Here is a 23,151-nt window from a genome sequence, read left to right as displayed (position 1 = left end):
AAGGAGACACCCGTGCAGCAAGCGTTACATCAGGCGTTACAAAAGGCGTTTCATCAGACGGGAGTCGATTTCGGCACCGTCAACATCACCCCGATCCTGCATGGCGTGGTGGCGACCATCTTGTACTTCCTGGTGGGTGCCGCCGTCCTGATCGCGGGTTTCCTGATGGTCGATGTGCTGACCCCGGGCAACCTGCGCCGCCTGGTGTTCATCGATCGGCGGCCCAACGCCGTCGTCCTGGCCTCGGCGATGTATGCGGCTCTGGCCATCGTCATCATTACGGCCATTCACACCAGTTCCAGCCAGCTGGGCCAGGGGCTGGTCGACGTCGCGGTCTACGGAGGCATCGGGGTGGCCCTGCAGGGGGCGGCACTGGTCATTCTCGAGATTGCCGTTCCCGGTCGCTTCCGCGAGCACGTCGCGGAACCGACACTACATCCGGCGGCATTCGCCACGGCGGTGATGATGCTGGCCGTCGGGGGTGTGATCGCCGCCGCGCTGTCATGACATCGACACAGCAGGCACCGGTTGCGGCCTCGCTGCGCTGGCGCGCGGTGCTGCTGGCCGCCGTCGCCGCCTGCGCGGCCTGCGGCATCGTCTACGAGCTCGCGCTGCTCACCCTGTCGGCCAGCCTGGACGGCGGCGGCATCGTCGCGACGTCGCTGATCGTCGCCGGCTACATCGCCGCGCTGGGCGCCGGCGCGCTGCTGGTCAAGCCGCTGCTGGCGCGGGCGGCCATCACCTTCATCACCGTGGAGGTGCTGCTGGGCATCGTCGGTGGACTGTCGGCGGCGGCGTTGTATGTGACGTTCGCATTCATCGGCGGATCGCTGTGGGTGCTGGCGCTGGGCACCGCGCTGATCGGCGGTCTGGTTGGCGCCGAGGTGCCGCTGCTGATGACACTGCTGCAGAGCGGCCGGGTGGCCGAAGCGACCGACACCGGCCGGACGCTGGCCAACCTGACCGCGGCCGATTATCTGGGCGCGTTGCTCGGCGGGCTCAGTTGGCCGTTTGTGCTGCTGCCGCATCTGGGCATGATCCGCGGCGCGGCCGCCACCGGCATCGTCAACCTCGTGGCCGCGGCCGTCGTGTCGGTCTTCCTGCTGCGGCGCGTCGTCGGCGTTCGCCAGTTGGTGACGGCGCTGGGCGCGCTGACCGCCGCCCTTGGGCTGCTGGTGACGCTGCTGGCGGGTGCGCGCGGTATCGAGACGACCAGCCGGCAGCGGCTCTACACCGACCCGATCATCGCCTACCGGCACACGGCGTATCAGGAAATCGTGGTGACGCGGCGCGGTGACGACCTGCGGCTCTACCTCGACGGCGGGTTGCAGTTCGCCACCGTGGACGAGTACCGCTACTCCGAAAGCCTGGTCTATCCCGCGCTCGGCTCCGGTGCCCGTTCGGTGCTGGTGCTGGGCGGGGGCGACGGGCTGGCCGCCCGCGAGCTACTGCGCCAGCCCGGTGTGCAGCAGATCGTTCAGGTCGAACTCGACCCCGCGGTCGTCGAATTGGCGCGCACCACCATGCGCGGGGCCAACGGCGGTTCGCTGGACGACCCGCGCGTGCACGTCGTGATCGACGATGCGATGAGCTGGCTGCGCGGCCCGGGCCGGGGGACCTTCGATGCGATCATCGCCGACCTGCCCGACCCGGACACGCCCGTGCTGGCCCGCTTGTATTCGACCGAGTTCTACACGCTGGCCGCCCGTGCACTGGCCCCCGGCGGACTGATGGTGGTGCAGGCGGGCAGCCCGTTCTCGACGCGGACCGCGTTCTGGCGCACGGTGTCGTCGGTGCAGGCCGCGGGGTACGCGGTGACGCCCTACCACGTTTATGTGCCCACGTTCGGTGACTGGGGCTTCGTCCTGGCACGCCGCGGGTCCAGCGCCCCCGCGCCGACGGTGCCGAGCGACGCGCCGTCGCTGCGTTTCCTCAATCAGCGGGTGCTCGATGCGGCCACGGTGTTCCCGGGCGACGTGGCGCCGCGCCCGCTCGAGCCCTCGACCCTCGACAACCCGCGCATCGTCGAAGACATGCGGCACGGATACGACTAACCGGTGGCGCCAGCCGGTGTTAGCCGCCGGCGGCGCCGCGGACGCCTCGTGGTCCCCAAGCCGATTCGCGACCGCTTCGGCGTGCGCGGCAACGAAAGGCAGAGATCACCGAGCGCGATGGGCGCATCAAGACCCATTAGGTGTGCGTGCGGCCAACACGTACGAGTGGCTGCAAGTGGAGTTCGAGCTGATGAGCTTCCGGTGGCGCCGCGCTGCGACGGCCGCGCTCACTCCTCGTCGAGAGCCGCCAACACCTCGTCGGACACGTCGACATTGGTCCACACGTTCTGCACGTCGTCGCTGTCTTCCAGAGCGTCGACGAGCTTGAACACCTTGCGGGCGCCATCGACATCCACCGGCACACTGACCGACGGCTGAAAACCGGCTTCGGCCGATTCGTAGTCAATCCCCGCGTCTTGCAACGCGGTGCGCACCGCGACCAGATCACCTGGTTCGGCGACCACTTCGAAAGTGTCGCCCAGGTCGTTGACCTCCTCGGCACCGGCATCCAGCACCGCGGTCAGCACGTCGTCTTCGGTCAGGCCGTCCTTGTCCAGGGTGACCACACCCTTGCGAGAGAACAGATAGGACACCGATCCCGGATCGGCCATGGTGCCGCCGTTGCGCGTCATGGCCACCCGCACCTCGCTGGCGGCCCGGTTGCGATTGTCGGTCAGGCACTCGATCAACACCGCCACGCCGTTGGGCGCATAACCCTCGTACATGATGGTCTGCCAGTCGGCGCCACCGGCTTCCTCACCGGCGCCGCGCTTGCGTGCCCGCTCGATGTTCTCATTGGGCACCGAGCTCTTCTTGGCCTTCTGGATGGCGTCGTAAAGGGTCGGGTTGCCCGCCGGGTCACCGCCGCCGACGCGGGCTGCGACCTCGATGTTCTTGATCAGCCGGGCGAACATCTTGCCGCGACGGGCGTCGACGACGGCCTTCTTGTGCTTGGTGGTAGCCCACTTGGAATGGCCGCTCATCGCTGTGGTGCACCTCTTCTTTTCGGGTTCTGTTGCTTGAAAGTTCGCCCAACGAGTCTACGTGGACCGCAGGTGGTGGTCGCCTGGCCGGCTTCCGCCCACCGAGCCTGTAATTCTGCAGGGGAAGTTCGAGTGCGAGCCTGCAAAATTACAGGCTCGATGATGGTGCGCACATGAAGGCGCCCCCCGATGAGACGTCAGCGCCGACCCCGGACGATGTCGACGAACAGCTGATGGATACGACGATCGCCGGTGATCTCCGGGTGGAACGCCGTCGCCAACACCGCGCCCTGCCGAACCGCGACGATGTGGCCCGCGGCCCGGGCCAGCACCTGCACACCCTCGCCGGCCCGCTCGACCCATGGCGCCCTGATGAACACCGCACGCACCGGGTCGTCCAGGCCGGCGAACGCGATATCGCCCTCAAACGAATCGACTTGGCGCCCAAAGGCATTGCGCCGCACGGTCATATCGATCCCACGCAGCGGCACAGCCTCGCGGCCGCGAGCGCCGGCGTCCAGAATTTCGCTGGCCAGCAGGATCATGCCGGCACACGCGCCGTACGCGGGAAGGCCATCGGACAGCCGCGCCCGCAGCGGCGCCAGCAATTCGAAGTCGCGCAGCAGATGGCTGATGGTCGTCGACTCGCCGCCCGGAAGCACCAGCGCATCCACCGCGTCCAGCTCGTCGCGGCGGCGCACCGGCATCGCCTCGGCTCCGGCTTCACGCAGTGCCGCAAGGTGTTCCCGGGTGTCCCCCTGCAGTGCCAGGACGCCGATCTTCGGCGGGCTCACGGCTGGTATCCGTGACGATAACGAGTCAGCCCCTCCTGCACGACGGCCGCCACCAACTCACCGCGCTGGGTAAAGATCTTCCCGTGGGTGAGGGCGCGCCCGCCGCCGGCCGACGGCGAGGACTGGTCGTACAGTAACCATTCGTCGGCGCGGAACGACCGCATGAACCACATCGCATGATCCAGCGACGCTACCTGCAGATGCTCACGCTCGTGCAGATGGTTCACCTGCGCCGAACCCAGCAACGTCAGATCGCTCATGTAGGCGAGCGCGCAGATGTGCAGCACCGGATCGTCGGGCAGCGGATCGTGGTGGCGAAACCACACCTGCTGCTGGGAAGCCTTGCCGGGCAAACACTGCAACTGCTCCCGCGGCACAATCCGCACGTCCCACTCCTCGAACTGCCGGAAACCGGCATCGTCGAACACCCGCACCGAGCGCAATCCGGGCAGATCGTCAGGCGGCGGCGCCGCCGGCATCTGGTCCTGGTGGCTGATGCCTTGCTGATGGGTTTGAAAGGATGCGCCCATGCTGAAGATGATTTCCCCATGCTGGATGGCAGTGACCCGCCTGGTGGCGAACGATCCGCCATCTCGAGTGCGCTCGACCAGAAAAACGGTGCGCTCCTTGGCATCTCCAGGCCGAAGAAAGTATCCGTGCAACGAGTGGACTCGATACGACGGGTCGACGGTACGCACCGCCGACACCAGCGACTGCCCCGCGACATGGCCGCCGAACGTGCGCTGCAGAAAACCTGACTCCGGACTGAAGACGCTGCCGCGATAGATGTTGACCTCAAGTTGCTCGAGGTCGAGGATCTCTTCGATCGCCACGGAAGGTTCTTACCAGCCGCGCTCGGCGAGCCGGTGCGGCTGGGCGATCTGTTCGACGTTGATGCCGACCATCGCCTCGCCCAGCCCTCGCGACACCTTGGCCAGCACGTCGGGGTCGTCGTAGAAGGTGGTGGCTTTGACGATCGCGGCGGCGCGGTGCTCGGGGGCGCCGGACTTGAAGATGCCCGAGCCGACGAACACGCCTTCAGCGCCGAGCTGCATCATCATCGCCGCATCGGCCGGGGTGGCGATCCCGCCGGCGGTGAACATCGTCACCGGCAGCTTGCCGGAGCGGGCCACCTCGGCGACGAGTTCATAGGGCGCCTGCAAATCCTTTGCCGCCACATACAATTCGTCCTGCGACAGCGACGTCAGCCGGCGGATCTCGCCGCTGATCGCCCGCATGTGGCTGGTGGCATTGGAGACATCACCGGTGCCGGCCTCCCCTTTGGAGCGGATCATGGCCGCGCCCTCGCCGATCCGACGCAGCGCTTCACCGAGGTTGGTCGCCCCACACACGAACGGCACGGTGAACTTCCATTTGTCGATGTGATGGGTGTAATCGGCCGGAGTCAGCACCTCCGACTCGTCGATGTAGTCCACGCCCAGGCTCTGCAGGATCTGCGCCTCCACGAAATGACCGATGCGCACCTTGGCCATCACCGGGATGGTGACCGCGGAGATGATGCCCTCGATCATTTCGGGGTCGCTCATCCGCGACACCCCGCCGTGAGCGCGGATGTCAGCGGGCACCCGCTCCAACGCCATCACCGCGACCGCGCCCGCGCCCTCGGCGATGCGAGCCTGCTCCGCGGTGACGACGTCCATAATCACGCCGCCCTTGAGCATCTCGGCCATACCACGCTTGACCCGCGCCGTACCGGCCTGGCCGTTGACCGACCCGGATGACGGGGCCCCGTTCGAGGTGTCCACTACCTTCTTCTCTCCTTCGATGCGGGCTTCAGTCTAGTGGTGAGCGAAAACCGGGTTTTTCGGCTCCGCGCGGTCGTGCGGGCGGTGGTCATGGCCGCGTTCAGACGGTGAACGAATCGGCCCGCAACCCTTTTGCGCCCCAACGTCGTTGGGCGCCGAGGAAATCTGCCGAAGCCTAAGCGAGCGCCGCGCCCCTGTCATACAGTCATTGACGTCCTTTCGGGCAGGACCTCAATTCCGTTGGGTTTTCACTCGCCCGTGCCCGGCGGCGGTCGGCGTACGAAAGTCCGCGGCCACCGGCGCCACATCGCACGGCAGCTGAGAGCGCCTGCTGTGAAGGAAACGCGTGTCATGAACTTCACCGTGCTACCGCCGGAGATCAACTCGGCGCGGATGTACGCCGGTGCCGGTCCGGCGCCGATGTTGGCGGCCGCGGCCGCCTGGGACGGGCTGGCCGCCGACCTGCAGGCCTCGGCGGTCTCGTTCGAGTCGGTCGCCTCTTGTCTGGTGACATCCTGGCAGGGCGCTGCATCGACCGCGATGACGGCCGCGGCCGCACCGTATCTGGCCTGGCTGAGCGCGGCCGCACAGCACGCTGAGCAGACGGCCGGGCAGGCCCGGATGGCCGCGAGCACGTTCGAGGCCGCACTGACGGCCACGGTGCACCCGGCGATGGTCGGCGTCAACCGGACTCAGTTGGTGTCGCTGATCGCGTCGAACCTGCTGGGCCAGAACGCCCCGGCGATCGCGGCCACCGAGGCCGAATACGAGCAGATGTGGGCCCAGAATGTGGCCGCCATGTCCGGTTACTACTCCAATGCGTCGGCGGTGGCCAGCCGGCTGACTCCGTGGCAGCAGCTCATGGACGGCCTGTCGACAACCGGCGCAGGCCCGGCGGCGATGGCGCCGGGCACGGCGCTCGTCATGGGCACCGCGTTCCTGCAGCCGACGCCGAGCTATGTAAGCCGCATCGACCAGCTGTTCATCGCCCCGTTCCACCCGGGCTACCTCGCCCAAGGCCTGTACACCCCGGAGCAGTACTGGCCGCTCACCGGTCTGACGAGTCTGACCGTCGGCCAGTCGATGGTACAGAGCGCGAAAGTGCTCAACGACGCGATCATGACGCAGAACGGCAACCCCACCCTGGTATTCGGCTACTCGCAGAGCGCCTCGGTTGCCAGCTTGGAAATGCAGCACCTGCTGACCCTGCCCGCCGGCCAACGGCCCACAGCCGACCAGCTGTCATTTGTGCTGGCCGCCAACCCCAACCGCCCCAACGGCGGATTCCTCGAGCGCTTCCACGGTCTGTACATCCCGATTCTGGATCTGCCGTTCTTCGGCGCCACCCCGGCCAACGCCTACCCGACCACTGACTACGCGATTCAATACGACTTCCAGGCCGACTTCCCGCAGTACCCACTCAACCTGCTCGCCGACGCCAACGCCGTCGCCGGCCAGTTCTACATCCACTCCAGCTATCCTGACCTCACGCCCGCCCAGATCGCTACCGGTGTGGTGCAGCCCGTGTCGCCGGCGGACACCATGACCAAATACATCCTGATCCCCACCCACGATCTGCCGCTGCTGAACCCGCTGCGCGCGGTCCCCATTCTGGGAAACCCGCTGGCCGACCTGGTGCAGCCGGATCTGCGGGTGCTCGTGGAGTTGGGTTATGACCGCACCGCCTATCAGGATGTGCCCACCCCGGCCGGCCTGTTCCCGCAATTCGACCCGCTTACCGTTGCCGGCCAACTGGTCGAGGGGGCCGGGCAGGGCCTACACGACGCCATGGCCGACCTGGGATTGCCGCCGCCGCGATTCCCGCAATTGTCCTGACCCGGTGCAGTGCTACCCACCTGAAAGGTTGCGGGACGGGCTTCCGAAGCCGTCGCCGACGTCTAGGCGATTTCGTCGATTTCGTCGACGGGCAACGCGTTTGGTCGCCGCTGTGGGGAATAACCCGCGAGAGCTCCGTGGCGCTCGTAGACTGCTTGGCTATCGCGGGGGTGCGAGGGCTGAAAACCAGCTCAGATAAGGCGGACAACGATGAATTTCGTCATCTTGCCCCCGGAAATCAATTCGACGCGCATGTTTTCGGGCGCTGGACTGGGGCCGATGCTGGCGGCGTCGGCAGCATGGGATGGGGTGGCCGCTGAGCTGGGCTCGGCGGCCACCTCGTTCGAGGCGTTGACCGCGGGGTTGGCGGGCGGGACGTGGTTGGGTGCGGCGTCGGCGGCGATGCTGGGCGCGGCAGCGCCCTACGCCGCGTGGTTGCAGGCGACGGCCAGTGACGCCGAGCAGGCGGCCGCTCAGGCCCGATCAGCGGTGAGCGCGTTCGAAGCGGCGCAGCCGGCCACCGTGCATCCCGCGATCATCGCAGGTAATCGGTCTCAGTTGTTGTCGCTGGTGATGTCCAACCTATTCGGCCAAAACGCGCCGGCAATCGCGCTCGCCGAGGCCGAATACGAGCAGATGTGGGCTCAGGACGTGACCGCCATGCTGGGCTACCACCTGAGCGCCTCGGCAGCTGTGGCGCAGTTGCCGCCATGGCAGGAACTGCCGCAACGATTGGCGGATATGGCCGACAGCGCCATTGCCAGCTGGCAACTCCCGAACATCAACATCGGCACTGGAAACACCGGCAGCTTCAACATCGGCAACAACAACACCGGCAACTTCAACATCGGCAGCAATAACATCGGCAACGCCAACATCGGCAACGCAAACCTTGGCAGCTTCAACCTGGGTTTTGACAACGTGGGCAATTTCAACGCGGGTTGGAACAACTATGTCAATGCGAATGTCGGTACCCGCAACGTCGGCCAATTCAACATCGGTTTCGAGAACACCGGCGACGCGAACGTCGGCATCTGGAACGTCGGCTTCCGAAACGTAGGCTTCGTCAACGTCGGCGAAGGTTTGGTCGGCTTCGCCCGGCCCGGCGACGGCGACGTCGGGGTCACCAGCGTGTTCGAGCGGTTGGGGGGCGGCGGCGTGGTATTGACCCTGGGCGGTACGGCGTTCAGTCCGCTGCCCCGGATCTTCTACACGGCGGCCGTTTCGGACTTGTTCATCAACCCGGTCGACCCCGCCTTCGCCGGGTACGCCGCCAACTTCTTGGTAACGCCCTCGAAGCTGTGGCCGTTGACCGGCCTGGACAGCTTGAGCCTCGACAAATCGGTGGCTCGGGGCGTCGCCGATCTGAACTCGGCGATCATGACGCAATTCACCTTGGGGCAAAAAACCGTCGTTCTGGGCTACTCGCAAGGCGCCGTGGTCGTCGGCGAAGAAATGCGCCATCTCGCGACCTTGCCGACCGACCAGCGGCCGGCCTTGAGTGATCTGTCCTTCGTGCTGATCGGTGATCCCGCCAACCCCAACGGCGGCATTCTGTCCCGCTTCCCCGGAGTGCATCTTCCGATCGCGGACTTCACCTTTTTCCCGGCTACTCCGTCCAACGTCTACCCGACCACCGTTTACTCGCTCGAATACGGCGGGATCAGCAATTTTCCGCAGTACCCGATCAATATCCTGGCGGACGTCAACGCCGTCGCCGGTGCATTGATTCTGCACTCCCAATTCCCGGCCCTCACGCCCGAATGGGTTGCCGCGGGTGTGGTTCAGCCGGTGACCCCGGGGTCACTGACCACCTACATCATGATTCCCGTCCAGGATCTGCCGATGCTGGCTCCGGTGCGCGCCATTCCCTTCGTCGGGGAGCCGCTGGCGGATTTGATCCAACCGAATTTGAAGGTCCTGGTGAACTGGGGCTACGGCAACCTCGAACACGGTTACAGCCAGGGCCCGGCCGACGTTCCCACCCCGGCCGGGCTGTTCCCGGACATCAGTGTGTTCGACGTGGTCGCGGCGCTGCAGCGCGGCACCGTGCAAGGCGTCAACGACGCACTGGCCGATGTGGGGCTGCCGCCGCTGTCATCGTGGTTACCACGGCTCCCCTGAGATCGACCAAGCGAGACCGCGCGCCGATCAGCGGATGGACTGCGGCACAACGGTATTGCGCATATCTTCGCCCGACGCATCCGCCAGCCGGTTCGCTTCGGGCAGCAGCTCGCCGAGCTGCAACGGGTACACCTGCTCGCCGGCGGCTATCAACTTCGCGATCTCGGTGGCGCCGCACCAGCGGGCACCGTGAATGTAGCGGCGCTCCAGCTCGGTTCGGCCCTCGATGGACGGCTCAAACCGCTGCGTGCGGTACACCAGGTAGAACTCCTCGCTGTCGAGCAGCGAGCCGTTGAACTCGAAGACGTCGTGGCGTCGCCAGATGGGGCCGACCAAGTCGGCCGGCTCGACCTGCAGGCCGGTTTCCTCGGCCAGCTCCCGCGCAGCCGCTGCAGCCAGCTGCTCCCCGTTGCGCACCTCACCGCCGACGGTGAACCACCACCGAGGCACCGCGGGGCCATCAGATTCCCGGGCCGCCGGGTCCGAACCGCGCAGCAACAGCACCGCGCCGGTCTCGTCGAGCAGCACCAGGCGCGCCGAGGTGCGTCGAATCAGGTCACTGTGGTCACCCCGGCCGCCGTGGACCAGCGCGTGGGGACGCTCCGCGATTTCGAAATACGTTGGCAGCGGCGCTCTTCCACCGAGCCGGAAAGCACGCACCATGCGCCGTTCGCGCAGCACGAGGGTGTCGCGCACGGCGTCGTTGTGGAATCTGCGAGCCAGCACCACCCGGGCTTCGGCGTCGGCCAGCTCGGCAGCCAGGGCCGTCGGCAGCGACGGCGGGTCGACCACCTCAAGTGCGGCGGAGAGCTCGTTTTCCGCGGCCTCGCGCGCTTGCCGAGGGGCGCACTCGGCCGCGTCGGCCAGGTCCGCCAACCGCCTGCCCTCGGGCGTATCGCCGTAGGCCTCGATAGCGACGGCGCGCGCCACCACCGCGCGCCGCGCCAGGGCACCGTCGAGCGCCTGCCAGGACAGGTCGTAACGGACGTGCAGCCGGTCCAGCCGGTTGGCCCGCTGATAACCCCAGGCGCCGAACGCCACCAGCACCACGAACAGCACCGCGACGACGGCGACGAGCAGCCACGTCATCAGCTGGCTACCTGCACCTTGACGCCCGACCCGGCGACCGTCTCGTATACCCGCATGATCTGGCTGGCCACCACCGACCAGTCGTAACGACGAACCGCGTCGGCCCCGGCGGCGACATACCGGCGACGCAGCGCGTCGTCGTCGAGCACCCGGATCAGCGCACCGGCCAGCGCGGCGGCCTGTGAATCCGGGGGTCCGACCGGGACCAGACATCCCAACTCGCCGTCTCGTAGCACGCGCCGGAAGGCGTCCAGATCGCTGGCCACCACCGGGGTTCCGGCGGCCATCGCCTCGACCAGGACGATGCCGAAACTCTCGCCGCCGGTGTTGGGGGCGCAGTACACGTCGGCGCCGCGCATCGCCGAGGCCTTACCGGCGTCGTCGACCTGACCCAGGAAGCGCATGTGTTCGGCCAACCGACCTGCCTGGCTGCGCAACTGGTCCTCGTCGCCGCGGCCGACGATCAACAGCTGCACCTCCGGGAAACGCTGCAGCACGGCAGGCAACGCGGCCAGCAGGACGGCCATGCCTTTGCGCGGCTCGTCGTAGCGGCCCAGGAACAGCACCGTCTTGCCCGGCCGCGGATATCCGTCCAGCGGCGACGCCGTGGCGAAGTAAGCCACGTCCACGCCGTTGGGGATCTCCACCGCGTCCGAGCCCAGCGCCTCCATCTGCCAGCGCCGGGCCAGATCCGACACCGCGATCCGGCCGACGATCTTCTCGTGCATCGGCCGCAGGATGCCCTGGAACACCGTCAGGGTCAGCGACTTGGTGGTCGACGTGTGAAACGTCGCCACGATCGGGCCTTCGGCGATGTTCAGGGCCAGCATCGACAGGCTCGGCGCGTTGGGCTCGTGCAGGTGCAGGACGTCGAAATCGCCTTCGGACAGCCACTTCTTGACCTTGCGGTGGGTTGCCGGGCCGAAGCGGAGCCGCGCCACCGACCCGTTGTAGGGAATCGGCACCGCCTTGCCACCGGAGACGACATAGTCGGGCAGCGCGGCATGCGGTGATGCCGGCGCGAGCACGCTGACCTCGTGCCCGCGGGCGCGCATCACCTCGGCGAGCTGCAACACGTGCGACTGCACGCCGCCCGCCACGTCGAACGAGTATGGACAGACCATCCCGATGCGCATCAGGCTTTCCTCAAGTGGGCCTCAATTGGGCCTCAATTGTGCCTCAGTCGGGCCCGCCGGGCGTCGGACAGATCAGCCAGCCATTGCGGCTGCAGCATGTGCCAGTCGGCGGGGTGCTCGGCGATGTTGGCCGCGAACCGGTCAGCCAACGCCTGGATGATGGCGCCGACGTCCCCGCTGGTGCAGTCCAGCGCCGGATACACCCGAAAACCCCAGCCATTGCGTTCGAACCAGCAGTGCGCCGGCAGCAACGCCGCTCCGGTTTCGATGGCCAGCTTGGCCGGCCCCGCGGGCATCCGGGTGGGTTCGCCGAAAAAGTTGACCTCGACACCGCTGCGGGTCAGGTCGCGCTCGGCCATCAGGCAGACCACCCGGTTGGCCCGCAGCCGCTCGCACAACACCTCGAACGGCGGTTTGCCGCCGCCGGACAGCGGGAGCACCTCGAAGCCCAGGCGTTCCCGATACTCGATAAAACGCCGATACAACGACTCGGGTTTGAGTCGTTCCGCGACGGTGGTGAAAGTGCCATGCGTCTGCGCCAGCCACATGCCGGCCATGTCCCAGTTTCCGCTGTGCGGCAATGCGAGCACAACACCGCGGCCCGCGGCCAGCGCGGCATCCAGATGGTCGAGGCCCCGGAACGAGTTGTCGATCTGTCGAGCCACCTTGCGGTGGTTCATCGTCGGCAACCGGAACGCCTCGCGCCAGTAGCGGGCATAGGACTCCAGCGAGGCACGCATCAAGCTGTCCGGGACGTCGGCGGGTCGAACGCCGATGACCCGGGCCAGGTTCTTGCGCAGTTGCTCGGGCCCACCACGGCGGGCCGCGTAATGCGCCCCGGCGTCGAACACATTGCGAGCGGCGAACTCCGGCATCGCGCGCACGACCCGCCAGCCCGCGGCGTAGGCCCAGTCGGTCGCATGACCGGTCAGCAGGCGACGCGGGCTCCCGCGGAATTGCAGGCCGGCCGGGGTGGTGGTCACTGCTGCGTCTTTCCGGGGTTGCCCGGTTCCGGGTGGCCTTGCGTTTCGGTCCTACCGCCCGTCGCCGGTATGCGATCGGTGGCCCCCGGCGAGGTCCACACCGTGTGCAACCGCTGCCCCAGCGTGATCACGCTGGCCACGGCCAGCACCCACATGGCCACCGGCAACGCCGGCGGCCACGCGATGAACGGAAAGTCCGATACGCCCGCACCGACGAGCACGATGATCAACCGCTCCGGGCGTTCGATGATGCCGCCGTCGCCGCGCAGGCCGCTGGCTTCGGCCCGCGCCTTGATGTAGGAGATCACCTGCGAGGTGACCAGACAGGTCAGCGTCGCCACCACCAGCAGCCGGTCGCGCATGCCGAACGCGATCCACCACAGCAGACCGCTGAACACCGCGCCGTCACTGATGCGGTCGCAGGCGGCATCCAACACCGCGCCGAACCTGGTGCCACCGCCGCGTTGCCGGGCCATGGCCCCGTCCAACATGTCGAAAAGCACGAAGAACCAGACCACACACGCACCGGGAAACAGCTTGCCCATCGGGAAAAGCACCAGCGCCCCGGCCACCGAAGCCGTGGTCCCGATGATGGTGACGGCATCGGGCGTCAGGCCGATCCGCAGCAGCGCCCGGGCCAGCGGATCGGTGATCCGCGCAAAGGCCGCCCGGGACAGGAACGGCACCTTACTCATGCGCGCCGCTCCTCCTCATCGCTGCGCTCTGCATCGTCGCCGCCGCAACTCATGCGCGCCGCTCCTCCTCATCGCTGCGCTCTGCATCGTCGCCGCCGCAACTCATGCGCGCCGCTCCTCCTCATCGCTGCGCTCTGCATCGTCGCCGCCGCAACTCATGCGCGCCGCTCCTCCTCATCGCTGCGCTCTGCATCGTCGCCGCCGCAACTCATGCGCGCCGCTCCTCCTCATCGCTGCGCTCTGCATCGTCGCCGCCGCAACTCATGCGCGCCGCTCCTCCTCATCGCTGCGCTCTGCATCGTCGCCGCCGCAACTCACCGTTGCCTGGCCCATTCGGTGGCCAACAACCGGCGGGTGTCGCGCAGCAACTGCGGAATCACCTTGGAGCCGCCGATGATCGTGATGAAGTTCGCGTCGCCGCCCCATCGCGGTACCACGTGCACGTGCAGATGCTCGGCCAGCGATCCGCCCGCCGAGGTGCCCAGGTTCAGGCCGACGTTGAAGCCGTGCGGCCGTGACACCGTCTTGATGACTCGAATCGCCTTCTGGGTGAACGCCATCAGCTCCGCGCTCTCCCGCTCGGTCAGGTCCTCGAGCTCTGAAACCCGACGGTAGGGCACCACCATCAGGTGCCCCGGGTTGTACGGATAGAGGTTGAGCACGGCGTAGACGAGTTCGCCGCGGGCCACCACCAGGCCTTCCTCGTCGGACAGCAGCGGGATTTCGGTGAACGGCTGCGAGCGCTCCGACTCGGGGCGCTTCATCGGCGCTTCGGCGAGGTAGTTCATCCGGTAGGGCGTCCACAGCCGCTCCAGGTGGTCGCGCTGGCCGACGCCTCGATCCAAGATGGTGCTGTCCTCGCGGTCAGCGTACTGCTCGTCACCCACCGCTGCCCACTTTCACCAGTCCAGCCGTCGGAGCAGTGTTTTCGCGAGTCGCGAGCCACTCCACGATCGCCGCCACCGCCGCGTCCCGCGGCACGCCGTTGAGCTGGGTGCGATCACCGAACCGGAAGCTGACCGCCCCGGCCTGCACGTCGCGGTCACCGGCCAGCAGCATGAACGGCACCTTCTGGTTGGTGTGGTGCACGATCTTCTTGGCCATCCGGTCGTCGCTGCCGTCCACCTCGACCCGTACGCCGTACGACTTCAGCTGTGCCGCAACCTCTTCCAGGTATGGCACGTGCTCGTCGGCGACCGGGATGCCGACCACCTGAACCGGCGCCAGCCACGCCGGGAACGCCCCCGCGTAGTGCTCGGTGAGGATCCCGAAGAACCGCTCGATGGACCCGAACAGCGCGCGGTGAATCATGACCGGACGCTGCCGGGTCCCGTCGGCTGCCGTGTAATCCAGCTCGAAGCGCTCCGGAAAGTTGAAGTCCAGCTGGATGGTCGACATCTGCCAGGTACGGCCCAGCGCGTCTTTGACCTGCACCGAGATCTTGGGTCCGTAGAACGCGGCGCCGCCGGGATCCGGCACCAAATCCAGGCCGGATTCGGCGCCCACCTCGGCCAGCACGTTGGTGGCTTCCTCCCAGACCTCGTCGGATCCGACGAACTTGTCCGGGTCCTTGGTGGACAGCTCGAGATAGAAGTCGGTCAGACCGTAGTCGCCGAGCAGGTCGAGGATGAACCGCAGCAGCGAGCGCAGCTCGTCGCGCATCTGGTCGCGGGTGGAGAAGATGTGCGCGTCGTCCATGGTCAGCCCGCGCACCCTGGTCAACCCGTGCACCACGCCGGACTTCTCGTAGCGATAGACCGTGCCGAACTCGAAGAGCCGCAACGGCAATTCGCGATAGGACCGCCCACGAGCCCGGAAGATCAGGCAGTGCATCGGGCAGTTCATCGGCTTGAGGTAGTAGTCCTGGCCGGGTTTGCGCACCGAGCCGTCCGCGTTGTGTTCCGCGTCGATATGCATCGGCGGGAACATGCCGTCGGCGTACCAGTCCAGGTGTCCGGAGGTGTGGAACAGCTGGGCCTTGGTGATGTGCGGGCTGTTGACGAATTGGTAGCCGGCCTCGGTGTGCTTGCGCCGCGAGTAGTCCTCCAGTTCGCGGCGCACGATCCCGCCCTTAGGGTGGAAAACGGCTAGGCCGGAACCGATTTCATCGGGGAAGCTGAACAGGTCCAGCTCGACGCCGAGCTTGCGGTGATCGCGGCGCTGCGCCTCTTCGATGAGTTCCAGATGGCGGTCGAGCGCCTCCTGCGACTCCCACGCGGTGCCGTAAATCCGTTGCAGGCTGGCGTTTCTCTGGTCACCGCGCCAGTAGGCCGCCGAGCTCCTGGTCAGCTTGAAGGCCGGGATGTGTTTGGTGGTCGGGATGTGCGGCCCTCGGCACAGGTCGCCCCAGACCCGTTGCCGGGTACGGGGATTGAGGTTGTCGTAGGCGGTGAGTTCGTCGCCACCTACCTCCATGACGTCTGGGTCGCCGGATTTGTCGTCGACGAGTTCGAGCTTGTAGGGCTCGTTGGCCAGCTCGGCGCGGGCCTGGTCCTTGGACTCATAGACCCGCCGGTCAAATAGCTGCCCCTCCTTGACGATCTGACGCATCCGCTTCTCCAGCGCCGCCAGGTCCTCCGGAGTGAACGGCTCGGCCACGTCGAAGTCGTAATAGAAGCCGTCGGTGATGGGCGGGCCGATGCCCAGTTTGGCGTGCGGGAACAGCTCCTGCACGGCCTGGGCCAGGACGTGGGCGGTCGAATGCCGGATGACACTGCGGCCGTCGTCGGTATTGGCCGGCACCGGTATGACCTCGACATCGGCATCGGGCACCCAGCTCAGGTCGCGCAGCTTGCCCTCGCCGTCGCGCACCACCACGATCGCGTCGGGCGTGCCGCGCCTGGGCAACCCCGCCTCGCTGACCGCGGCGGCCGCGGCGGTCCCGGCCGGAACCCGGATCACGTGTCCCGGCCGGGACGACCGCGCGTCGCCGCCGTCGTCGGCTCCGGGGACGGGGTGTGCGGGGGCGCTCATCGGGTTGGTCTCCAAGGCTTGGACATGTTCGATGCGTGTCAGGACGATCGCGACCATGCTATCGGTGCGCCCGACTACCAGCCCAAGCCGATCCGCCACCTCGATTGACCCATCAGTCGATGCGCGCCTACCGTGCGACCGTGGTGACGACCATCGAACGGTTGGCGGGCTGGGCCGCCGACCTTCGTCTCGAGGATGTCCCGGACCCGGTGGTCGACCTTTGCCGCGCCCAGCGCCGATCCGTGTTTGCGGCCATGGCCGCTTCGACCGGCGACGTCGCGTCCCAGCGGGTGCTCGCGGGCGTCGAAACCTGGGCCGGCGAGGGCCCGGTTTTGGTGCCGGGACTGCCCCGCTCGGTTGCCTTCGACGATGCCCTGTATGCGGCGGCCGCGTTGTCGATCGCGCTCGATTTCGACGACTATGTGTGCTTCGCTCACGCCGGCCACTCCGCCGTGCTGGTGCCGGTATTGCTGGCCGCCGAGACCGGCGCCTCGGCGGCCGAGCAACTCACCGCCCAGGTTGCGGCTAACGAACTCGAGGCCCGGTTGGGCGGCGCCTGCCTGCTCGGACCGCTCAATGGCCAGCTGTGGTCGTTCGTGCACGCCGCCGGATCGGCCGTCGCCGCAGGACTCCTGCTCGGGCTGGACACCGGCCGGCTGGCACATGCCCTGGCCCTTGCCGTTTACCAAGCTCCGCGCGCCACCGTGCCGGGGTTCATGGCGCCCGACTCGAAGTTGCTGACGGCGGCCGAGCCGACTCTGGCCGGGATCCGGGGCGCCCGACTCGCCGCCCGCGGCGTCACCGGTCCACTGGATGCCCTGGACCATCCGCAGGGCTTCTTCGATGCGTTCTGCTATGCGCCGCTGTCCGCGCTTCTCGGCGGACTCGGCTCCGGATGGGCGACCCGGACGATGAGCATCAAGCGCTACCCGGGCTGCGCCTATGTTGATACGACCGTCGATGCGCTGCTTGAACTGGGGCCGCCGCCGGCCGCCGACGTCGCGTCGGTGGTCGTCGAGGCTGGCGTGCTGACGTGCGGAATGGACGCCATGTCGCAGAGGTACGCGGCCGTCCGCATGCCCACGCCGGTGACCATCAACTTCTCGATCCCGTGGACCGTCGCGGTGACGCTCGTCGCCGGCCGGCTCACGCCCGTCGAGGTCAACGAGGAGTGGCTGACCACCCACCACCGCGAGCTCGCCACGGTGGCCGACCGAGTGTCGTTGCGCCACGACTGGTCCCTCACCCTGCGCACGGCTGAGGCGATGGCGCCGCTGCTTCCGGTGCGCACGATCACGGCCGGTACGCCAACCCGCCGGCTGCTCGCCGCGGTTCGACGAACTCGCCGCGGGCACAAGGGCATTCGCGTCGGCGTCGGCGACGGCATGGCTCTGCTGCGCGCCCTGCGAGAGGGCGGGATCGGTGCCGCCGGCCGCGCCGCGACAGGACAGCCCTGGGCGCCGGCGGCACTCGACGCGTTCACCATGACGTTCCCGGCGCGAGTGCGGGTGAGGTTGCGCGACGGCCGCGAGCTGGTGGCCGAACGCGATGTTCCGCACGGCGGGGCCGGGAATATGAGAACCGGTCCGGATGTGGTCAGCCGCGAGAAACTCTCCGCTTGTGGACCGGCGGTGTGGGGCTCGCGGGGCACCGAGAACCTCGTCGAGGCGATCGACTCCGACGCCGCCGGCTTGTGGCGCCTGCTGGGAACTCCTGCTGGGAACTAAGGCTGCCCAGGTTTGAGCCGCACGAACAACGCGTCGGCCTCGGTCAGCAAGGTGTCGCCGTCGGTCAACCGGCCGGAGACGAAGATCTTGCGGCCGTCGACACGGTCGACTCCCGCGTCGACCTGCAGCTTTTTTTCGATGGGCACGATATTGCGGTAGTTGATCGTCAGGTAGGCCGTGCGCTGCCGGGTGCTGCCGGTGAGCACCGATGCCGTCAAACCCAGGACCGTGTCGAAAAGCAACCCGAGCGCCCCGCCGTGCACGGCGCCGTTGCGGCCGAGGTGAAATCGGGCGAATCGGGCCCAGCCGTGGATCCGGCCGTCATCTGTCTTACGCGCCGACATCGGCACCGTCAGGATATTGCCGCGCACGAACAGGTCCATCCGCCGGCCCGACGGCGAGTGCCATTCGTCGGCGTCGAACGGCGTCAGCAGCGCCGACACCCTCTCCAGCAGGTCGGCGGCCTCCGTGATCACGTCGTCGGGGGCGTCGGCGGCCCGGGCATGGTCTTGCAGCCTGCGCACCGCGTCGATGAACCGGCCGTAGTCGGGCCCACCCTTGGTGGTCGGTTCGGGGGGATTGAATCCGCCGCCCGGGTGTCGTTGATGGTGACCTGCCACCACCACACCGTATTAGGTCGCCCCAAGGTACGAGCCGGCCCGCGTAGGGTGAGCCCACCGCCGGATGCACATCGCCGGCCGACCGTGGTTTAACCCGGTTGGCCAGACAGGCCGTCAGCACCGATGCCGCCGTCGGCGCCATCGCCTCCGTTCTGGGTCGTGCCAGTCCCACCCGTACCGCCGGTCCCCAGCCCGCCTGGCCGATCAGCAAACATACGACATCCCAGCCTCCGCTGATTCGGCACAGTTTGGCTTGGGATGCTATGCCGAAAGTCCTGACCTCGATCTCGATTTCTTAAACGTTCCAAAGAGATTGAACAGAATTCGGCCGTCGACTTCGGGCTCGATTTCGCCGCTTACCGCCGAATGCCGTGCGCCGCCCGAGTCAGGCGTTCTGCTCTCCGATGGCCGCCAGCAGCTCGAATTCGTCGTCGCTCAGCTCGATCTCGGCCGCGGCGACGTTCTCCTCCAGATGCGCCACGCTCGAGGTGCCCGGAATTGGCAACATCGCCGGTGAGCGTTTCAACAGCCAGGCCAGCGCCAGCTGCGACGGCGTCGCACGATGCTCGGCCGCGATCTGCCGCAGCGGGCCATCGGGGGCGGCCAGCGGACCCGACGCCAGCGGAAACCATGGAATGAAACCGACGCCTTGCTGGGTGGCGAAATCCACGAGTGGTTCGGCGCCCCGCGAGGCCAGGTTGTACATGTTCTGCACCGACACGATTTCGGTGATCTGCCGGGCCGCCTTCAGTTGGTCCACGTCGACCTCGGATAGCCCGATATGGCGGATCTTGCCTTCGTTCTTCAGCGCGAGCAGTTCGCCGACTTGCTCTTCCAGGGGAACGTGACGGTCGATGCGATGCAGCTGGAACAGGTCAATGGTGTCGACGCCCAGACGCCGCAGGCTCATCTCGCACTCCTGGCGCAGATAGCTCGGGTTACCCAACGGAATCCACACCCCCGGCCCCGTCCGCAGCAACCCGGCCTTGGTGGCGATCACCAGCCCGGCGTAGGGATGCAGCGCCTCGCGGATGATCTCCTCGGACACGTAGGGGCCGTAGGAATCGGCGGTGTCGATGAAATTCACGCCGAGTTCGACGGCGCGCCGCAACACCCGAACACACTCCTCGCGGTCGGCCGGTGGCCCCCACACGCCCTCACCGGTCAGGCGCATCGCGCCGAAGCCGAGCCGGTTGACCGTCAAGTCGCCGCCGAATGTGAATGTTCCGGATGCTGCTGCCAAGGCTTTCGAGGTCTGTGTGGTCACCATTCCGACCGTACGCCGCCAACCCGGCTGCGCAATCCGTCGTGGCAAGCTGGGTGTGTGGACCTGGATGCGCTCGCCGACCTTCAGCTGACCTATCCCGAAGTGGGCGCGACCGCGGCCGCGCAGCTGCCGCCGGGCTACGATCACCTCAGCGTGTCGGCCCAGATCGGTTCTGGCCGTGTGCGTTTCGAGCAAGCCGCCGACGCCGTCATGCGCTGGGGCATGCAGCGCGGGGCCGGCCTGGGCGTTGTGGCGAGTTCCGACGTGGCGGCGGTTTCGGCCATCGTGGTGGTCAAGATGATGGGTCTGCTGCGCGCGCCCTGCCGCGTCGTGTACGTCATCGACGAACCCGATACCCGTGGATTCGCCTATGGCACGCTGCCGGGTCACCCGGAGTCCGGTGAGGAACGGTTCGCCGTGCGCTACGACGCGAACACCTCCGCGGTATACGCGGAGGTGTCGGCGTTCTCCCGGCCCGCGATCTGGTGGAGCAAGCTCGGCGGGCCGGTCGTGTCGGTGGCCCAGCGCATCATCGCCAAGCGCTACCTGCGCGGGATCTGACGGAACCGGGCCCCCTCAATGCCGCCCGATGCTGCCCCGGTGCACACCCTGGGCCAGCCGGGCCAGCGCGACAGCGCCGGCCAGCAAACCGAAGTCGCGCAGTGCCACGTCGTAGAACCCGGGACCGGTGACCAGGTCGAGGATGATCCCGGCCAGCCAGGCCGCCACCACCCAGGCACCAAAGCGCGGCACCACCGCAACCAGCACGCCGGCGGCGATCTCGATCGCACCCACCAGGTACATGCACTGGTCGGCGGTACCGGGCACCAGGTTGTCGATCCAGCCGGCCAGGTACATGCTCCAGTGATGCGGGTGGGTCAGCAGATTGAAGAACTTGTCTAGCCCGAACACGATGGGCGCCACCGTGAACACGGTGCGAAGCAGCAGGTACGCCGAATATGCCGGATCCTTCACCTGGTCGGCGAAGGACGGTGCGACACCGACGGATTGGTGGACTTGCCTGGTACTCATGACCCCTCCATTTCTATAGGAAAGTATTTTGTACGTTAGAACGTGTAAGCTGTACCGTCAAGTGTTTTGTCTCTTAGAAACAGACTTATGACGGACTCACTCGAACGCAACGCCGCCGGGATCGGGGCACTGGCCGACCCGGTGCGTCATCGGCTCTACGAGTACGTGTGCTCACAACCAGGGCCGGTGAGCCGCGACCAGGCGGCCGACGCCCTGGGAATCGCCCACCACCAGGTCAAATTCCACCTCGACCGACTCACCGCCGAGGGCCTGCTGGAGACCGACTACGCACGTGTGACGGGTCGCTCCGGCCCCGGTGCGGGACGGACCGCCAAGCGGTACCGCAGGGCTCGGCGCGATATCGCGGTGAGCCTTCCGCAGCGGGAGTACGAGCTGGCGGGACGGCTGATGGCCGCGGCCATCGCCCGCTCGGCCACCACCGGCGAGCCCGCCGCCGAGGTGCTCAACCAACTCGCCCACGACTACGGCCAGATGATCGGCAACGGCGTCGCCAAGCCCGCGGATGCCGCGGCCGCACTCGAGGTGACGTTGCGGGTGCTGCGCCGGCACGGCTACGAGCCCCGCCGCACCGATGGCGAAGTCGAGCTGGCGAACTGCCCGTTCCATGCGCTGGCCCAGGAGCAGACGGAGCTGGCCTGCACCATGAACCACGCGCTGATCACCGGGGTGTCCGACGCCCTGGCGCCGCACGGCCCCGACGCCCGGCTGGACCCCGGGCCGCAAAGGTGTTGCGTCGTGCTCAAGGGCCGAGCGTCATGAGCCCCAGCGAGCGAGCAAACTTTCCGCACCCGAGCACATCGGCCCGATAACCTCGGCGACCGACGCGTTGTCACCGATCATCCCGACGCCCTGCCCCGCATCGACGGGGGCCACCCGCAGGTCTTCGGCAGCGACCGCGGCGGCCAACCGCGCCCGGGCATCCGGGTCAGCGGCCAGCTCATCCTCCCGGCCCGTCCATTGCGCGACGAAGTCGTTGGCCAACACCCGTGAGGGGTACCGCGCCGGCCAGGGCAGGCCGGCGGCGACGTCGAATACCCGGCTCACCCGGGTATCGGTTTCGCGGGCCTCGATCAACGCCCGACGGGTACTCTCGCTGGTCAGCGCCTCGGGGCACGCCGCCAGGCGGGTGCCCACCCAGGCCCCGCTGGCACCGGCGGCCAGCACCGCGGCCAGGCTGCGGGGCGAGGCGATGCCACCGCCGGCCAGCACCGGCACCGACACGGCTTCCAGGACGGCATCCAGCAACGGCAGCGTGCCCAGCCGTACCTCGCCGTGGCCGCCCCCCTCGGCCCCGCGTGCGACCACGATGTCCACCCCGGCGTCAACCGCGCGACGGGCCCCTGCGCCGTCGTAAACCTGTGTGGCCGTGACGATTCCGGCGTCGTGCGCCTTGTCCACCCAGGACCAATCGGTACCGAAGCTGACCGACAACAGCGCCGGCCGCGCGGCCAGCGCGTCCTCGAGCAGGCCAACTTCGTCACGCATCACCCAGTCGACCAGCCCGATCCCGAACCTGCCGGTCACCTGCCGCAGCTGTTCGGCCAGCGACGCCTGGGTCGCCGTGCTGCCCATGCCGATCATGCCCAGACCGCCGGCAGCGGTGACCGCGGCGGCCAATCGACCGCCGGCCACCCCGCCCATGGGCGCGTTGACGATGGGCACCCGCAGGCCGAAGCCCCGGGACCAGGGCGTGGACAGCACGCTTAGTGCGCGCCGGGCTGGTCTTTCAGCACGGTCAGCATGACCACCGAATCCTGCACCGCGTGCAGGGCGTGCCGGGTGCGCGGAATCGCCACGTAATCGCCTGTTTTGCCGTCCCAGGCATCGTCGGCGGTGGTGAGGCGCACGTGTCCCTGCAGCACCTGCAACGTCGCCTCGCCCGGGCTGTCGTGTTCGGACAGGTCATGGTCGGCAAGCAGGGCCAGCACGGTCTGCCGCAGTTCGTGGGTGTGCCCGCCGTGGATGGTGTGCGCAGCCCGTCCACTGTGGGACTGTTTCGCCTCGGCCAGCTTTTCGGCGGCCAGCTCGTTCAGCGAAATGGATTCCATCGA

General features: G+C 67.6%; 22 protein-coding genes. 7 read left to right on the top strand and 15 right to left on the bottom strand.

Going from position 1 to position 23,151, the window contains the following annotated elements; translation table 11 throughout:
* Positions 1–12 precede the first annotated feature (12 nt).
* Positions 13–507, top strand: a complete 495-nt coding sequence (locus MKAN_RS24935; RefSeq protein ID WP_023372911.1) for a DUF350 domain-containing protein — start codon at positions 13–15, stop codon at positions 505–507.
* Positions 504–2,054 carry a polyamine aminopropyltransferase gene (locus MKAN_RS24930; RefSeq protein ID WP_023372909.1) on the top strand — a complete coding sequence of 517 codons (1,551 nt, stop codon included), beginning with the start codon at positions 504–506 and terminating at the stop codon, positions 2,052–2,054. Before MKAN_RS24935 ends, MKAN_RS24930 begins: the two co-directional genes overlap by 4 nt.
* 227 nt (positions 2,055–2,281) lie before the next feature.
* Here the strand turns inward: MKAN_RS24930 and MKAN_RS24925 are convergent, their stop codons facing one another.
* The 4 genes from MKAN_RS24925 to pdxS all read right to left on the bottom strand — a co-directional run bounded on the left by MKAN_RS24925 (position 2,282) and on the right by pdxS (position 5,522).
* Positions 2,282–3,037, bottom strand: coding sequence for a YebC/PmpR family DNA-binding transcriptional regulator (locus MKAN_RS24925; protein ID WP_023372907.1), 756 nt, complete (start codon positions 3,035–3,037; stop codon positions 2,282–2,284).
* A 197-nt stretch (positions 3,038–3,234) separates the two neighbouring features.
* A complete protein-coding gene (gene pdxT / locus MKAN_RS24920) occupies positions 3,235–3,831 on the bottom strand; it encodes a pyridoxal 5'-phosphate synthase glutaminase subunit PdxT (RefSeq protein WP_023372905.1) in 597 nt (198 codons plus the stop codon).
* The gene (gene tesB / locus MKAN_RS24915) at positions 3,828–4,664 is read right to left on the bottom strand and encodes an acyl-CoA thioesterase II (RefSeq protein WP_023372903.1); all 837 of its coding nucleotides are present in this window, start codon (positions 4,662–4,664) and stop codon (positions 3,828–3,830) included. The genes pdxT and tesB overlap by 4 nt, the downstream gene beginning before the upstream one ends.
* 9 nt (positions 4,665–4,673) lie before the next feature.
* Positions 4,674–5,522 carry a pyridoxal 5'-phosphate synthase lyase subunit PdxS gene (gene pdxS / locus MKAN_RS24910; protein ID WP_232341748.1) on the bottom strand — a complete coding sequence of 283 codons (849 nt, stop codon included), beginning with the start codon at positions 5,520–5,522 and terminating at the stop codon, positions 4,674–4,676.
* A gap of 426 nt (positions 5,523–5,948) precedes the next feature.
* Here pdxS and MKAN_RS24905 point away from each other — a divergent pair, with 426 nt between their 5' ends.
* On the top strand, positions 5,949–7,433 hold the full coding sequence (locus MKAN_RS24905) for a PPE family protein (RefSeq protein ID WP_036392135.1): 1,485 nt from the start codon (positions 5,949–5,951) through the stop codon (positions 7,431–7,433).
* 210 nt (positions 7,434–7,643) lie between these two features.
* Positions 7,644–9,557, top strand: a complete 1,914-nt coding sequence (locus tag MKAN_RS24900; protein WP_023372897.1) for a PE-PPE domain-containing protein — start codon at positions 7,644–7,646, stop codon at positions 9,555–9,557.
* A 27-nt stretch (positions 9,558–9,584) separates the two neighbouring features.
* Here MKAN_RS24900 and MKAN_RS24895 read toward each other — a convergent pair whose 3' ends face one another.
* From MKAN_RS24895 to thrS, 6 genes are all read right to left on the bottom strand, one after another.
* Positions 9,585–10,646, bottom strand: a complete 1,062-nt coding sequence (locus MKAN_RS24895) for an NUDIX hydrolase (RefSeq protein ID WP_023372895.1) — start codon at positions 10,644–10,646, stop codon at positions 9,585–9,587.
* Complete coding sequence (locus MKAN_RS24890) at positions 10,646–11,782, bottom strand: glycosyltransferase family 4 protein (protein ID WP_023372894.1); 1,137 nt, start codon at positions 11,780–11,782, stop codon at positions 10,646–10,648. The genes MKAN_RS24895 and MKAN_RS24890 overlap by 1 nt, the downstream gene beginning before the upstream one ends.
* 32 nt (positions 11,783–11,814) lie before the next feature.
* Complete coding sequence (locus MKAN_RS24885; protein WP_023372892.1) at positions 11,815–12,765, bottom strand: phosphatidylinositol mannoside acyltransferase; 951 nt, start codon at positions 12,763–12,765, stop codon at positions 11,815–11,817.
* Complete coding sequence (gene pgsA, locus MKAN_RS24880; RefSeq protein ID WP_023372890.1) at positions 12,762–13,460, bottom strand: phosphatidylinositol phosphate synthase; 699 nt, start codon at positions 13,458–13,460, stop codon at positions 12,762–12,764. Before pgsA ends, MKAN_RS24885 begins: the two co-directional genes overlap by 4 nt.
* A gap of 314 nt (positions 13,461–13,774) precedes the next feature.
* Positions 13,775–14,347 carry an ATP adenylyltransferase gene (locus tag MKAN_RS24875; RefSeq protein ID WP_023372888.1) on the bottom strand — a complete coding sequence of 191 codons (573 nt, stop codon included), beginning with the start codon at positions 14,345–14,347 and terminating at the stop codon, positions 13,775–13,777.
* A complete protein-coding gene (gene thrS / locus MKAN_RS24870; RefSeq protein WP_036392132.1) occupies positions 14,340–16,433 on the bottom strand; it encodes a threonine--tRNA ligase in 2,094 nt (697 codons plus the stop codon). Before thrS ends, MKAN_RS24875 begins: the two co-directional genes overlap by 8 nt.
* A 140-nt stretch (positions 16,434–16,573) precedes the next feature.
* Here thrS and MKAN_RS24865 point away from each other — a divergent pair, with 140 nt between their 5' ends.
* Entirely contained in the window at positions 16,574–18,160 is a 1,587-nt protein-coding gene (locus tag MKAN_RS24865; protein WP_169733144.1) for an MmgE/PrpD family protein, read from the top strand.
* On the opposite strand, the gene MKAN_RS24860 is transcribed toward MKAN_RS24865, so the two are convergent.
* On the bottom strand, positions 18,157–18,783 hold the full coding sequence (locus tag MKAN_RS24860; protein ID WP_036392129.1) for a PaaI family thioesterase: 627 nt from the start codon (positions 18,781–18,783) through the stop codon (positions 18,157–18,159). The genes MKAN_RS24865 and MKAN_RS24860 overlap by 4 nt on opposite strands.
* A gap of 382 nt (positions 18,784–19,165) precedes the next feature.
* Entirely contained in the window at positions 19,166–20,050 is an 885-nt protein-coding gene (locus tag MKAN_RS24855; protein WP_023372879.1) for an aldo/keto reductase, read from the bottom strand.
* Between the two features lie 54 nt (positions 20,051–20,104).
* Here MKAN_RS24855 and MKAN_RS24850 point away from each other — a divergent pair, with 54 nt between their 5' ends.
* Entirely contained in the window at positions 20,105–20,608 is a 504-nt protein-coding gene (locus MKAN_RS24850) for a DUF1990 family protein (protein ID WP_023372877.1), read from the top strand.
* A 15-nt stretch (positions 20,609–20,623) separates the two neighbouring features.
* On the opposite strand, the gene MKAN_RS24845 is transcribed toward MKAN_RS24850, so the two are convergent.
* Positions 20,624–21,079: an Rv2617c family stress response/phage resistance protein gene (locus tag MKAN_RS24845; RefSeq protein WP_023372875.1), complete on the bottom strand. Its 456-nt coding sequence runs from the start codon at positions 21,077–21,079 to the stop codon at positions 20,624–20,626.
* 87 nt (positions 21,080–21,166) lie between these two features.
* Between MKAN_RS24845 and MKAN_RS24840 the strand changes: the two genes are divergently transcribed.
* Entirely contained in the window at positions 21,167–21,859 is a 693-nt protein-coding gene (locus tag MKAN_RS24840) for a helix-turn-helix transcriptional regulator (RefSeq protein ID WP_023372873.1), read from the top strand.
* On the opposite strand, the gene MKAN_RS24835 is transcribed toward MKAN_RS24840, so the two are convergent.
* Positions 21,854–22,801, bottom strand: a complete 948-nt coding sequence (locus tag MKAN_RS24835) for an NAD(P)H-dependent flavin oxidoreductase (RefSeq protein ID WP_023372871.1) — start codon at positions 22,799–22,801, stop codon at positions 21,854–21,856. The two genes, MKAN_RS24840 and MKAN_RS24835, sit on opposite strands and share 6 nt — an antisense overlap.
* A 2-nt stretch (positions 22,802–22,803) precedes the next feature.
* Complete coding sequence (locus tag MKAN_RS24830) at positions 22,804–23,148, bottom strand: cupin domain-containing protein (RefSeq protein ID WP_023372869.1); 345 nt, start codon at positions 23,146–23,148, stop codon at positions 22,804–22,806.
* Between the last annotated feature and the right edge of the window lie 3 nt (positions 23,149–23,151).

Origin of the sequence: Mycobacterium kansasii ATCC 12478, from assembly GCF_000157895.3 — a bacterium.
Lineage (GTDB): Bacteria > Actinomycetota > Actinomycetes > Mycobacteriales > Mycobacteriaceae > Mycobacterium > Mycobacterium kansasii.
Note: the sequence above shows the minus strand (reverse complement) of the source record. Positions and strands in the feature narration are given on the sequence as shown.